The sequence below is a fragment of the Bacillus sp. 01N45 genome (assembly GCF_056399205.1).
In genome coordinates this window covers 346,065-360,870 of the sequence record NZ_JBFTQW010000006.1, presented here as the reverse complement: position 1 = coordinate 360,870, position 14,806 = coordinate 346,065, and the positions used below count along the sequence as shown (strand labels likewise).

Genomic DNA, 14,806 nt, shown 5'->3' with positions numbered 1-14,806 from the left:
CGTAACTCCAATTATATCGGCGATTATTTTAATATATCGACGATTCGACACAACTTATCGACTTACCGACAATCCTCGACAAGCATGCACCCCCTACATACCCGACTCCCAACACCAAATAACAAAACAAAAAAGCTATCGCACATGCGCGATAGCTTCTTATTGTATATATGCAGCTAATGCTTCTAAAGCTTCTTCTGCATCTGAACCTTCTGTTGTAATTGTTATCATGCTACCAGTTCCAATTGCTAAGCTCATAATCCCCATTATGCTCTTTGCATTCACTGTCTTTCCATCTTTCTCGATGAAGATATCCGCATGAAAGCGATTGGCCTCTTGTACAAACAACGCAGCCGGACGTGCTTGTAAACCGTTTTTTAATGAAACCTTAACTCGTTTTTGAACCACAGCTCCATTTCCCCTTTAACCTCTTATTTTTTTGCTACCGCTTCCCCCGCGCGTAATTTCTCTGCAATCTCATCGATTTTACGCAAACGATGATTAATACCCGATTTACTAATTTTCCCCCCGGATACCATCTCGCCTAACTCTTTCAATGTTACATCTTGATAATCTCTTCGTAATTGTGCAATTTCTCGCAGTTTATCTGGTAATATATCAAGACCAACTGTCTCATCAATATAACGGATATTTTCAATCTGCCTTAGCGCTGCACCAATTGTTTTATTTAAATTGGCTGTTTCGCAGTTCACTAAACGATTTACTGAATTACGCATATCGCGAACGATTCGAATGTCTTCAAATCTTAAAAGTGCATTATGAGCGCCTATAATATTTAAAAACTCCGTAATCTTTTCTGCTTCTTTCAAATACGTAATGTACCCTTTTCTTCTTTCCAACGTCTTACTATTTAAATCAAATCCGTTCATCAATTCACATATAGCATCATTATGTTCCTTATATAACGAAAAGACCTCTAAATGATAAGATGATGTTTCTGGGTTATTTACTGAACCACCTGCTAAAAATGCACCTCGTAAATACGATCGTTTACAACATTTCTTCTCGATTAATTCCTGGGATATATTTCGAATTAACGAAAAGTCATCTCGAACAATATGAAGATCAGCTAATATTTCGCGAGACTTCTCAACAAGCCGCACAATATATACATTATTTTTCTTCAATCGCATTTTTTTACGAACAAGTAATTCTACCGTCACGTCATATCCTTTTTTCAAAAGCGTATAAATCCTTCTTGCGATTGCCGCATTCTCCGTTTGAATATCGATAGATAGACGACGGTTTGAAAAAGAAAGCGATCCGTTCATTCGAAGTAACGCTGATAATTCTGCTTTCTCACAGCATTCCTTCACCTCAAGATTCGTTAGCTCTTTCTTTGTTTCTGATGCAAATGACACAGTCAACACCTCCTTATACGATTACTTTGGAACAAAAATCTTGTCCTATATGAAATGATGAGCGTTACCTCAAACGAGGCAACGCACATCTACAACAGTGAATATAAAATAGAAGCTAGTTTTAATGTATCGTGCCTTACAACACGATCATCATACTTCGCTAATTGATCTTGAATGACATCAATATTGCTCTCTGTAAAACGCTCTTCATCTACTACAACTGGTGCCGACATTTCTTCCTCATACAACTGACGTAATTCACAAGGAATATCACGGTTATTTACAATTGCAGTATCGATAAATGGTTTACCTAAATGATCATGTAACGCCTGCACATGGTCAAACGCAGTATATCCCATCGTTTCACCAGCTTGCGTCATAACATTACACACATATACCTTCTTCGCTTTTGCAGCAAGAACAGCATCCCCGATTTTGTTAACAACTAAATTCGGTAATATACTCGTATACAAACTTCCTGGACCAAAAACAAGTAAATCAGCTCGTTTAATCTCAGCCAACGTTTCATGTAACGGCTCTACATCTTCTGGAGTTAAAAAGACGCGGTTAATCTTCTTCCCAGAATAAGGAATCTTTGATTCACCTGTTACAATTTCTCCATCTTCTAGTTCCGCATGAAGTACCGCACTTTGGTTCGCTGCAGGTAACACACGTCCTCTGACATTTAACACTTTACTCGTTTCCGTAATCGCATGGAAGAAGTCTCCTGTAATCGAGGTCATACCCGCTAATAATAAATTTCCTAACGCATGACCTTTCAGCCCGTCTCCCGTTGTGAAACGATGCTGAAATAAAGCTTCCACCAGCGGCTCTACATCTGATAACGCAACAAGTACGTTACGAATGTCACCTGGGGGTGGAATTTCGAGCTCATCACGTAATCTACCTGAACTGCCACCATCATCAGCGATTGTAACAACTGCTGTAATATCAACCGGATATTGTTTTAATCCTCTTAATAAAACAGAGAGTCCAGTACCGCCTCCCATGATAACAATTTTAGGTTTTCTCTCTTTTTTCATCCCTTAATGGCCCTTTCTCTTCTCCACATCACGATGAGATACATGAACGCTATACTCTGGTTTCAAATGTTTCCCAAGGTATTCTGTAAGCGTAACAGAACGATGCTGTCCACCTGTACATCCAATTGCAATTACAAGTTGACTCTTGCCTTCTCTTTTATAATGAGGCAGCATGAAAGTAATAAGATCCGTCAATTTTTCTAAAAACTTATGTGTCTCATTAAATTTCAGCACATACGATGAAACTTCTTCATCTAGTCCTGTTAATGGCTTCATATGTGGAATGTAATATGGATTTGGTAAAAAACGAACATCAAATACTAAATCTGCATCAATTGGAATACCGTACTTAAATCCAAACGACATAACATTTACACGAAATGCTTGCTCAGTTTCAGTTGAAAACAGATGAACAATTTTTTCACGTAATTCTTTCGGTTTTAAATCCGATGTATCCAGCACAATATTCGCTCGTGCCTTCATATCAGTTAATAAGCCACGCTCCATCTCAATTCCCTTTAACGGCAAACCAGTTGGTGCAAGTGGATGCGAACGTCTCGTTTCTTTATAACGAGTTACAAGCGTGCCATCTTTCGCATCTAAGAATAAAATATGAGGAATAATCCATGTACGTTCTGATAAATCATCAAGTGCTCCCCATAAATGTTCGAAAAACTCTCGGCCACGTAAATCAACGCCAAGTGCCACTTTATTCATTTTCCCTTTTGAATCCGCCATAAGTTCAATAAACTTCGGCAATAACATCGGCGGTAAATTATCTACACAAAAATATCCTAAATCTTCAAAACTTTGTAAAGCTACTGTCTTTCCAGCTCCAGACATTCCTGTAATAATTACCATTTTTATATCATTATTCTCTGTCATCGTATTCTCTGTCATCGTATCCTCTCCTTGACGGTTTAACTCGGATCTAATCGATATGAAAGCAACTCAAAATCTGGGGTATATACAAATGTACCGTAGATTATGCCATTTCCTTTAATTAAATAATCAATAATGTGATAATCTCCTGGTGCCATTGCTAAATCATCAATTTTGTCAAATGTATGCCAACCAATGATGCCTTCTTCGCTCTCTAGTTTGTTTTCTCCTGCAAAATCTGTCGCTAAAAAGGAGAACATCATCCATTCAGAAACAACTTTATCACCTTCTTGGATGACAAAGGTGAAGACCCCTTTTAACGCTGGGTTCTTTAAATAAATACCTGTTTCTTCACGATACTCGCGAACAACGGAATCTCTTACTGTCTCACCACGCTCCATTTTCCCGCCTGGTGCAACCCACCAATTTCGGCGAGGTTTTTGGAGTAAGAGTACTTCATTATCTCTAATTAACACACAGTTTGTCACTCTTTGCATGTTTCTTCACCTCAGCTACTTGCAGTAAATTTCTCACTGCATACTCATTTCATTATACTATCAAAAACAGTTTGCTACAACGAAGGAGCCAGTCCTCTTTCGCTAAGCACATGCTACTCAACAATTTTAAAAAAGCTTTCTAGAACAAGCAATGTAAATGCCTAGACTTTCAATGAATAGCATGAAAAATCCCCTTAACGATTTTTATCGCCAAGGGGATTAAAGTCCTTATTTCTTACCGAAATAAGTAACAATCGCAAATCCTAAAATAAAGGTAATAATTGAACTTATAATTGAAAATCCTCCAGTTGGAATACCAGGGAACACAATTACAATCGAGCCGATAACAAGTCCAATAATTGCCGCAAATGTCATACTTTTATAACGATCTAACAAGAAACTAATTCCTTTACTACTTACAACAAACCCCGCCATAACACCAGCACCGATAACTACGATTAAAGGTAAGTTCAGTGTAGTTAAAGCATTAATTGCTGTCGGATACACACCAATAATTAATAAAATAAATGATCCGCTAATTCCAGGAAGCAACATAGCCATACTAGCCATCCAGCCCGCGAAAAATAAACCAATTGCATTTAAAATTGTTAACGTCGTAATTGGATCTGCTGCCTTATCTGGTTTAAAGAAAGCTGTGATCGCAACAAGAATTGCTGCAACTATTAATAAAACAATGTGCTTACCTTTAAACGACGACTTTGCATCAGCTTCTCTCATTAACATCGGTAATATACTAATAATTAAACCGAGGAAGAAAAATTGAGTCGGTTCATAATGATTTGCAAGTAAATATTTAATAACGTGACTTAACGTTAAAAACGCTGCTGCCACACCAGCTGCAAGGGGAATTAAAAACCCTAAATGTTTTTTCCATTCGCGACTAAAGAATCCACTAATTGCCGCAAGCAATTGTTCATAAATCCCTAACACAACAGCGATTGTACCGCCGCTCACACCAGGAATTAAATCACTAACACCCATACAAAATCCACGATATATATTACGCCATTCCATACTGAATAAATTCCTCATTTCTTATAGTGATTTTTCCGTAAAGTCCAGTATATCAATAAGAAAGCTTATAATCCCAATATTTTTTGACAAAACTTTGACATTTTCATAAAAAAAAGAAAGCTCCTATCGGTAGCTTTCTTCTCAAAAGGCATATTATCCCTTATTTTTCTGATACTGTTTTTAGTTCTTCTAATAATTCTTCTACGTAATGTTGTGCACTTTGTGCTGCGATACTACCATCACCTGTTGCAGTTACAATTTGACGTAGCATTTTTTCGCGAACATCTCCAGCTGCGAAAATACCAGGAACTTTCGTTTCCATACGCTCATTTGTTTCAAGGTAACCATTTTCATTTGTAATACCTAGTTCAACAAATGGTTTTGATAGTGGTAACATACCGATGTATATGAACACGCCATCAGTTTTGACTTCTTTCTCTTCTCCACTGTTTACGTCTACAAGTGTTACACTTCCCACTTTACCATTTGCATCGTTAATTTCTTTTATAGTGTGATTCCAAATGAAATCAACTTTCTCGTTTTGGAAAGCACGATCTTGTAAAATTTTCTGTGCACGAAGAGTGTCACGACGGTGAACGATTGTTACCTTTGATGCGAAGCGTGTTAAGAATACACCCTCTTCAACAGCAGAATCTCCACCACCAATAACTACAAGTTCTTTTCCTTTAAAGAAAGCCCCATCACATACTGCACAATATGATACACCACGGCCGCCAAGTTCTGTTTCACCTGGCACACCAATTTTTTTATACTCTGCACCGCTTGCAACGATAATTGCACGTGCTTTATATTCTTTTTTACCAGCAATAATTGTTTTGTATTCTTTACCATCGATGACTGCTTTCACATCACCGTATGCATATTCAGCACCAAATTTCTTCGCATGCTCGAACATTTTATTTGATAAGTCTGGTCCTAAAATAGACTCATAACCTGGGTAGTTCTCTACATCCTCTGTGTTTGCCATTTGGCCACCTGGGATACCACGCTCAAGCATTAATGTGCTTAAATTCGCACGAGATGTATATACTGCAGCTGTCATACCAGCTGGTCCTGCACCAATAATAATGACATCATAAATTTTTTCTTCTGACACACTATTCACTCCTATTCATTCCTACACAATTAAGTTACCCTCATTATACTGTTAGCATCATTTTTTTCCCAATGATTTGCTTACCCTATGTGTGCGTACGTTTAACAGCCTGCACATACTTTCGAACAGTCGCTACAGATACATTATATACATCCCCAAGCTCCGACTGTGTCATCTTATTTCCTTGTTCGCTGCGTACGATATATTCAACAGCAGCTGACCAGCCGTATACATTTGTAAAAACTGCCCCAGATGTATATAAACGTATGAACGTACAAAACCAAAATTGTAAACACTCTTCGATTAATTCATCATCTTTTTTCGTATAATTATATAAAGCATCCGCAATTTGCGCGCACTGTTCAAATTGCTGTAAATCAGCTGGAATGCTCTTATGGCTATTAAGTAAAAAGAAATACTTTGCAAGTTGCGATACGATTGGAACACCGTTCTTCGCCTGCGTTACATCAAAGAAGAATCCCACCTTCTCTGGCGTTGACAATTCATTCATTAAATATAAAGCTAGCATTTGTTCCTCTAGCGTCGTACTTTGTTGAAATGATTTTCGTAATTCTTCAAATAATACGTTTTGTCCTTCATCTGCTAAATTCAGCGCATTCCACGGTTCTTTTCCCTTTTTATCAGGGTGCAATTCTACAACATGCTGCCACATTTTTTCGGCTACTTGCTGATCTTTCACCATATAAGCAGAATATGCAAACCAATAATAAAAACTAACGTCTCCCTCATATCCTTGACGCTTTAATACTTTGAACCATTTATATGCAGGCTCAAAATGACCAATTGTTGCAAGTGTCGTTCCAAGTTTCAAACGATGCTCGAACGAAATCGGATATACTGAAACTAACTGCTCCGCTAACGCTTCTACTTGTTTATGCTCTCCAATTGAATATAGGAAAATAAGCGTATTACAAAGCGCATGTATATTACCAGGATTTTTCTCTAAAATCATTTCCGTTAACTTCAGAGCTTTATCTACATTACCAGATTGAAAATGTGCAATGGCTAAATTATTATGACCCGACCAAAATTCCGGATAATCTTTTGTAACAATTTCCAATGTAGCAATTGCTTCTTCCAATTGTCCGTTACGAATATAACGATTCGCTTCTTCTTGCATAACAATTAGATCGTCTTCATCCTCAATCTCTTCCTCACCCATCGCTTCTTCTTCCATAATTTCAAGTAATTCTAATGTATCTTCTACAAATTCCTTCTCTTCTGCAACTTCTAAATAGCGATCCGCATACTTTTTCGCCTGCTGAAATAGCCCCATATATGCATAATTATTTGCAATAAAATAATAGCATTGTTCAAGTTCTGGATTAGATCTAACAAGCTTAAAGAAGATTTGATTCGACTCTTGATATTCACCAGCCTCAGATAATACTGTTGCTAATTGGCATAAAATAAACGGCTCCTTCTCACTTTGTGCCGCTCTTCGAAAATATTTAATTGCATCTTGCAATTTCTGTCCTTTGTAAGCCCTCATCCCTTTTTTATAAAAGAAGTCCGATAATTGATTAAAAGAGATAACTTGTCCGTTCTCCTTATATATTCCTTGATTTTTCCCCATATATCCTCCAGTTTTTTGTTTTCTTCGTTCACACATTCTTCTATCTATAAGTATAAACGATTCCGTAAAAAACAAAACAGTATATTATACTCAATTATTTCCTTTTTATTCATTAAAAAAGAAGAGAAATGTTACATTTTTAGCATCAACCTTCTCTAGCATCCATTTCTTCTTTCGTATAAATAACACGCATTGGATTTCCACCCACGAAAGCACCACTTGGGACATCTCTATGAACAAGTGTGCCAGCTGAAACAATCGCGCCATCCCCAATTTTCACACCTGGTAATATAGTCGTATTTGCTCCAATCATCACTTCATTTCCTATGACGATCTCTCCAAGTCGATATTCACGAATTAAATATTCATGTGCTAAAAGCGTTGTATTATAGCCGATAATTGAATTCTCTCCCACAGTTATCTTTTCTGGGAACATAATATCCGGCACTACCATAAGCGCAATTGATGTTTTCTTTCCGACTTTCATCCGTAAAAATGTACGGTACAACCAATTCTTGACGGATAAAAATGGTGTATAACGCGCAATTTGGATAATAATAAAGTTTTTCATTACCTTCCAAAAAGAAACTGTTTTATACACATTCCATAATGAATTTTCTCCCGAAACAGGATAGCGCGTTGTCCGTCGCACTTAACTCGCTCCTCTACTAAAAAGTGAAACTGTAAGTTAGTAGGGAAACAGACCCCTACTAACTTACTTGGACCTTTATGAACGGTTCATATCAGACAAAATCGATAGCAAATCACTCATTTTATCTAACATAAAGTCCGGCTTGTAAGCCTCTAAATACGCTCTACCTTTCAACGTCCATGAGACAGCAGCTGTTTTCGTGCCCGCATTTTGTCCGCCAACAATATCATGGTGATTATCCCCAACCATCAATGCTTCTTCCGGTTTCGCATCTAATAACTCAAGCGCTTTTTGAAGTGGTTCTGGATGTGGTTTCACATGCTCCACATCATCAATTGTCACGACCACATCAAAAAATTCATCAAGCTTTGACAACTTTAATCCCATCTCAACTGTTTGTCTCGCTTTCGTTGTAACAATACCAACTTTATAACCTTGCTTCTTCAACTCTTGAACTGTTTCATATACAGTTTCATATTCTTCCACTAATTCATCGTGATGATCATGGTTAAATTGACGATAACATGTAACCATCTCTTCAACCTTGTTTTCATCAATCTTGCTGAAAGTATCATGTAAAGAAGGGCCAATAAATGACAATACATCTTCACGCTTATATTGACTTGGATAATATGTATGTAACGTATGTAAAAAAGAAGAAATAATAAGTTCATTTGTATTAATTAAAGTTCCATCTAAATCAAATAACACTGTATTTATTCTCATTGCCTTAGTCCTTTCTCTTTCCTGAATATGAAAGAAGCAGCATCTTATAATAAGATGCTACTTTTCTCTAATTTTCCGAATATCTTTTATCAGCTTGCCCCATTTTTCGTCTCACGATAATGAAAATAATAGAAATAACAACAAGTCCAATTGACATTACTTGTGCGATACGAAGTGGTCCTAACATTAAACTATCTGTACGTAAGCCTTCTACGAAGAAGCGCCCTATTGAATACCAAATTAAATATGTGAAGAATAATTCCCCGCGTCGTAAATTCACTTTTCGTAATGCAAGTAATAAAATGACACCTGCAAAATTCCATAATGATTCATATAAAAACGTTGGATGATAGTACACACCCTCAATATACATTTGATTAATAATGAAATCCGGTAAATGAAGTCCTTCTAAAAACTGTCTCGTTACTTCATCACCATGCGCCTCTTGGTTCATAAAGTTTCCCCATCGACCAATTGCTTGTCCTAGTAAAATACTTGGCGCAGCAATATCAGCCAACTTCCAGAATGAAACCCCGCGTCGTTTCGCAAAAAGAATCCCTGTAATAACAGCCCCGATTAAACCACCATGAATCGCCAAGCCACCTTGACGAATATTAATAATTTGACTCGGGTTTTGCGCGTAATATTCCCATTCAAAAATAACATAGTACATTCTCGCAAATAGAATAGCGATCGGTACTGCAATTAATACAAGGTCAACAAATGTATCTTTTGGAATACCTAGTCTTTCTCCCTCGCGAGTTGCTAGCCAAAGACCTAATAGCACGCCTGTACCGATAATAATCCCATACCAATATACAGGAAACGGCCCAAGTTGGATCGCTACACGGTCAAGCTGTGGTACAGAACCTAACAGCATATGTATGACCTCCCTCTCCAAAGTTTACTCCTGATTTCCTAACTCAATCGCACTCATTAATCGTTCAGAGAACTGTTGTGCTGCATTGACTCCCATACRTTTTAAACGGAAGTTCATCGCTGCTACTTCAATAATAACAGCCAAGTTTCGACCAGGACGAACTGGAAGTGTAATCTTCGTAAGCTCTGTATCAATAATCTTCATCTTCTCTTCATCAAGACCTAAGCGATCGTAATTTTTCTTTTGATCCCAAATTTCAAGATTAATAACAAGTGTAATACGCTTATAATTTCGCACTGCCCCTGCACCGAATAACGTCATAACGTTAATGATACCTAGACCACGAATTTCTAATAAATGCTCAATTAAATCTGGTGAGCTTCCTACTAATGTGTCTTCATCTTCTTGGCGAATTTCTACACTATCATCCGCAACAAGACGGTGACCACGTTTTACAAGCTCAAGAGCTGTCTCACTTTTACCGACACCACTTTGACCTGTAATTAAAACACCAACACCGTAAATATCTACTAACACACCATGTACAGCTGTTGTTGGTGCTAACTTACCTTCTAAATAATTTGTTAAACGACTTGATAATCTTGTTGTCGTTTGAGCAGAACGTAATAAAGGCATGCCTGATTCACGTGATGCTTGCAATAATTCATCTGGTACATCTTGATTCCGAGTTATAATAATACATGGCGTCTCCTCAGTACAAAGCGCTTTCATTCTCTCTTGTTTTTGCTCTGACGTTAATGTGTCAAAGAACGTAAGCTCCGTCTTTCCAAGAAGCTGCACGCGATCAGCTGGATAATATGTGAAAAATCCTGCCATTTCAATTCCAGGTCGTGATAAATCACTTGTATCAATCGGACGATGAATTCCTTCTTCACCACTTATTAACTCCAATTGAAATTGTTCAATTAAATCTTTTGTCCTTACTTTCGGCATATGTATAAACCTCCACTCCGCTGCGGGTTCAGTCTCATTTGATGTAAAATTCCATTCTACCGGATATTGTACCATTTTTTTCTGGAAACAAGAAATACGGTTTCTAATAAATAGAAAAAAACATTTCATACACATCATGAAATGTTTTTCTTTTTGTCATTTTCTCTTTTTTTCATATAAAGGTTCCACAATTGCCTTTTCAATAATCATATTAAAAATTGAAATACAAATTGCCGCAACGATTGCTACACCAAACCCTGATATATTAAACGCATCTCCTAATAATGAATCTGCTATTTTTAACGTAATCGCATTAATAACAATTAAGAAGAACCCGAAAGTTACAAGAGTAATTGGTAGCGTAATTAAAATTAAAAACGGTTTTACGAACACATTTAAAACAGCTAAGATAATACTCGCAATAATTGCAGTCTGTATATTTGCTACGTAAAACGCGTCTGGCGCAATCCCTTTTAAAAGTCCCGATACAGCGATTAACACAACGCTATTTACAAGAAGTGATACAATCCATCTCATTTTCTTACACATCCTTTTGACATATATATTTCATCATACGCTAATAGATTATAAACGCAAGTATCATACAAACACTTATATCAACTTATTCTACTCTTCCTGCTTGTATACCTACTAACATTTCCTCGCAAAATAAGGGCCATACCATCTATGTTCATGAGTTTTTACAAAAGTCCAAGTGAACTCTTTATCTACAATATAGATATCGCCTTTATACATATCGTCCCTCTCACACAATATATCCTCCATATGTAATAAACTCGTATCTTTTATTAGCAGTACATCATCACAATGTTGTTAGAATATATAGTAATCCTTTTTCACTTCATTATGAAACGCATTCTCCGCTTCTTCACCCTTTAAACACTTCTTTTTCTCATAACTAAATATGTGCCAAAGAAACCCACATGCATACTTATCACCATACAGAAAGATGTCTTCCTTTTCCTCATCACTTACATGATTTGCAAAGTTATCCTCCCAGCGCTTCCGAAAATAAACACCCCAACTTTGAAACTCTCTTACCTTCATGTTTTTCTTTCTTAAAACATCTGTAAACTCCATCTTTTCCCCCTATGAACGAAAAACCGAGTGTCATTTCCACTCGGTTTTTCGTAATACACTTATTGAGATAACTCTACTTCTTTTATTTTCTCTTTCATTCTTGCTTTATCGCGATTTAAAATCTCTTTTAAATACTTACCTGTATACGAACGTTCTTCTTTTACTACTTGCTCTGGCGTTCCTGAAGCAACGATTTGCCCACCTTTATCTCCGCCCTCTGGGCCGAGGTCAACGATATAGTCAGCTGTTTTAATTACATCTAAATTATGTTCAATAACAAGAACTGTCTCGCCACTTTCAACAAGGCGTTGCAGCACTTCTAGAAGACGCGCGATATCATGTGCATGCAAACCAGTCGTTGGCTCATCTAAAATATATAACGTACGCCCAGTAGAACGACGGTGTAATTCAGAAGCTAGCTTCACGCGCTGCGCTTCACCACCAGATAACGTCGTAGCTGGCTGTCCTAATTTCATATAACCAAGACCTACATCTACAAGCGTTTGAAGTTTACGCTTAATTTTCGGGATATTAGCGAAGAACTCTACTCCATCTTCAATTGTCATCCCTAACACTTCAGAAATGTTCTTATCTTTATACTTCACTTCTAACGTTTCGCGGTTATAACGTTTACCATGACAAACTTCACACGGAACGTATACGTCTGGTAAGAAGTGCATTTCGATTTTAATAATTCCATCACCACGGCACGCTTCACAACGTCCACCTTTTACATTAAAGCTGAAACGTCCTTTTTGATATCCGCGCACTTTCGCTTCATTCGTTTGTGCAAACACATCACGAATATCATCGAATACACCTGTATACGTCGCTGGATTAGAACGTGGTGTACGCCCGATTGGCGATTGATCGATATCGATTACTTTATCTAAATGCTCAAGACCTTTAATTTCTTTATGAGTACCTGGCTTCGCTTTCGCTTTATATAACTTTTGTGCTAATGATTTATATAGTACTTCATTAATCATCGTACTTTTACCGGAACCAGATACACCCGTTATCGCTACAAACGTACCAAGCGGGAATGACATCTTTGCATTCTTTAAGTTATTCTCTTTTGCACCGATAATTTCCACTTTACGTCCGTCACCTTTACGTCTTTCAAGTGGAACCGGAATAAACTCTTTACCGCTTAAATACTTCCCTGTTAGCGAATTCTCATCTTGCATCACTTCAGCTGGCGTACCCGCTGATACAACTTGACCACCGTGAATACCTGCACCAGGTCCGATATCAAGTAAATAATCAGCAGCCATCATCGTATCTTCATCATGTTCAACGACAATTAACGTATTCCCTAAATCACGCATCTCTTGCAACGTACGAATAAGACGATCGTTATCGCGCTGATGTAAACCGATAGAAGGCTCATCAAGAATGTAAAGTACGCCAGTCAGACGAGAACCGATTTGCGTCGCTAAACGAATACGCTGCGCCTCACCACCTGATAAAGTTCCTGCGGCACGACTTAACGTTAAATAATCTAAACCGACGTTCACTAAGAACCCAACGCGCTCTTGGATTTCTCTTAAAATTAAATGAGCAATTTTTTGTTGCTTCTCCGTTAGCTCCACATTCGAGAAGAATTCCTGTACTTCTTGAACAGAATACTTCGTTACATCAGCAATCGTTTTATCACCAACGAAAACAGCTAAACTCTCAGGCTTTAAGCGTCCACCTTTACACTTCGGACAAGCTTGCTCTGCCATATACTTTTCCATTTGCTCACGAACATAATCAGAACTCGTTTCACGATAACGACGTTCGATATTTGGAATAACACCTTCAAATAAAATCTCATTTTCCTTTACTTGACCAAATTCATTTACATAGCGGAAATAAACTTTTTCTTCTCCGCTTCCGTACAACACTTTATCAAATAAATCTTTCGGTATATCTTTCACAGGCATATCCATATCAACGCCGTAATGATTACATACAGATTGTAAAAGCTGCGGGTAATATTGTGAGCTTGTCGGTTCCCAAGGTGCAATCGCATGTTCATTTAATGATAAATCCCAATTCGGAATGACAAGTTCTAAATCTACCTCTAACTTTGAACCAAGTCCATCACAAGAAGGACATGCCCCGAATGGACTGTTGAATGAGAACATGCGCGGCTCTAATTCTCCGATTGAAAAACCACAATGCGGACAAGCATGATGTTCACTAAATAGAAGTTCCTCTTCTCCCATTACATCAATTAACACTCGGCCCCCGCCAAGCTTTAATGCACTTTCAAGAGAATCCGCAAGACGGCTTGCAATCCCTTCTTTTACAACAATACGGTCAATTACAACTTCAATCGAATGCTTCTTATTTTTATCTAGCGCAATATCTTCAGATACATCTAACATTTCACCATCAACACGTACACGAACATACCCTTGCTTCTTAATATCTTCAAGCACTTTCACATGTGCACCTTTACGCCCAGAAACGATAGGAGCTAACACTTGTAATTTCGTACGTTCAGGATATTCAAGTACACGGTCTACCATCTGCTCTACTGTTTGTGACGTAATTTCAATACCATGATTCGGACAAATTGGCGTACCAATTCGCGCAAATAATAAACGTAAATAATCATAAATCTCCGTGACCGTTCCGACTGTTGAACGTGGATTACGACTCGTTGTTTTTTGATCGATTGAAATCGCTGGTGACAATCCTTCAATCGTATCTACATCCGGCTTATCCATTTGTCCTAAAAACTGACGCGCATACGCAGATAACGATTCTACGTATCTGCGCTGCCCTTCTGCATAAATCGTATCAAACGCTAATGATGATTTCCCTGAACCAGACAATCCCGTCACAACAACAAGCTGATTTCTCGGAATGGTTACATCAATATTTTTTAAGTTATGTGCTCTAGCACCTTTTACGACAATAAAATCCTTGCTTATGCTCACTCTG

General features: G+C 37.7%; 14 protein-coding genes and 1 pseudogene. All 15 read right to left on the bottom strand.

The genetic code is table 11. The features are described 5' to 3' along the window. Positions 1-159: 159 nt before the first annotated feature. On the bottom strand, positions 160-408 hold the full coding sequence (locus AC1DMU_RS16950; RefSeq protein WP_000250305.1) for an HPr family phosphocarrier protein: 249 nt from the start codon (positions 406-408) through the stop codon (positions 160-162). Between the two features lie 23 nt (positions 409-431). Then, complete coding sequence (gene whiA, locus AC1DMU_RS16945) at positions 432-1,382, bottom strand: DNA-binding protein WhiA (protein WP_000006569.1); 951 nt, start codon at positions 1,380-1,382, stop codon at positions 432-434. A gap of 89 nt (positions 1,383-1,471) precedes the next feature. Next, positions 1,472-2,425 carry a gluconeogenesis factor YvcK family protein gene (locus AC1DMU_RS16940; RefSeq protein ID WP_000712182.1) on the bottom strand — a complete coding sequence of 318 codons (954 nt, stop codon included), beginning with the start codon at positions 2,423-2,425 and terminating at the stop codon, positions 1,472-1,474. 3 nt (positions 2,426-2,428) lie between these two features. Beyond that, positions 2,429-3,310 carry an RNase adapter RapZ gene (gene rapZ, locus AC1DMU_RS16935; RefSeq protein ID WP_000138461.1) on the bottom strand — a complete coding sequence of 294 codons (882 nt, stop codon included), beginning with the start codon at positions 3,308-3,310 and terminating at the stop codon, positions 2,429-2,431. 35 nt (positions 3,311-3,345) lie between these two features. Beyond that, on the bottom strand, positions 3,346-3,804 hold the full coding sequence (locus AC1DMU_RS16930) for an NUDIX hydrolase (RefSeq protein WP_001190080.1): 459 nt from the start codon (positions 3,802-3,804) through the stop codon (positions 3,346-3,348). A gap of 228 nt (positions 3,805-4,032) precedes the next feature. Beyond that, entirely contained in the window at positions 4,033-4,839 is an 807-nt protein-coding gene (locus AC1DMU_RS16925) for a DUF368 domain-containing protein (RefSeq protein WP_000455195.1), read from the bottom strand. A 160-nt stretch (positions 4,840-4,999) separates the two neighbouring features. After that, positions 5,000-5,956 carry a thioredoxin-disulfide reductase gene (gene trxB / locus AC1DMU_RS16920; RefSeq protein ID WP_001288065.1) on the bottom strand — a complete coding sequence of 319 codons (957 nt, stop codon included), beginning with the start codon at positions 5,954-5,956 and terminating at the stop codon, positions 5,000-5,002. A gap of 85 nt (positions 5,957-6,041) precedes the next feature. Then, positions 6,042-7,553 carry a tetratricopeptide repeat protein gene (locus tag AC1DMU_RS16915; protein ID WP_088064788.1) on the bottom strand — a complete coding sequence of 504 codons (1,512 nt, stop codon included), beginning with the start codon at positions 7,551-7,553 and terminating at the stop codon, positions 6,042-6,044. Between the two features lie 145 nt (positions 7,554-7,698). Further along, entirely contained in the window at positions 7,699-8,205 is a 507-nt protein-coding gene (locus tag AC1DMU_RS16910) for an acyltransferase (protein ID WP_048542491.1), read from the bottom strand. A gap of 75 nt (positions 8,206-8,280) precedes the next feature. After that, positions 8,281-8,931: a pyrophosphatase PpaX gene (gene ppaX / locus AC1DMU_RS16905; RefSeq protein ID WP_088064789.1), complete on the bottom strand. Its 651-nt coding sequence runs from the start codon at positions 8,929-8,931 to the stop codon at positions 8,281-8,283. A 67-nt stretch (positions 8,932-8,998) separates the two neighbouring features. Then, positions 8,999-9,811 (bottom strand): prolipoprotein diacylglyceryl transferase, encoded by an 813-nt coding sequence (gene lgt / locus AC1DMU_RS16900; protein ID WP_000924234.1) that lies wholly within the window; start codon positions 9,809-9,811, stop codon positions 8,999-9,001. A gap of 24 nt (positions 9,812-9,835) precedes the next feature. Further along, the gene (gene hprK / locus AC1DMU_RS16895; RefSeq protein ID WP_476941535.1) at positions 9,836-10,765 is read right to left on the bottom strand and encodes an HPr(Ser) kinase/phosphatase; all 930 of its coding nucleotides are present in this window, start codon (positions 10,763-10,765) and stop codon (positions 9,836-9,838) included. A 156-nt stretch (positions 10,766-10,921) separates the two neighbouring features. Beyond that, positions 10,922-11,302 carry a phage holin family protein gene (locus tag AC1DMU_RS16890; protein WP_001267307.1) on the bottom strand — a complete coding sequence of 127 codons (381 nt, stop codon included), beginning with the start codon at positions 11,300-11,302 and terminating at the stop codon, positions 10,922-10,924. Between the two features lie 114 nt (positions 11,303-11,416). Next, positions 11,417-11,866 (bottom strand): annotated as a pseudogene (locus tag AC1DMU_RS16885) (DUF4275 family protein). Between the two features lie 59 nt (positions 11,867-11,925). Continuing rightward, complete coding sequence (gene uvrA / locus AC1DMU_RS16880; protein ID WP_141542780.1) at positions 11,926-14,796, bottom strand: excinuclease ABC subunit UvrA; 2,871 nt, start codon at positions 14,794-14,796, stop codon at positions 11,926-11,928. Between the last annotated feature and the right edge of the window lie 10 nt (positions 14,797-14,806).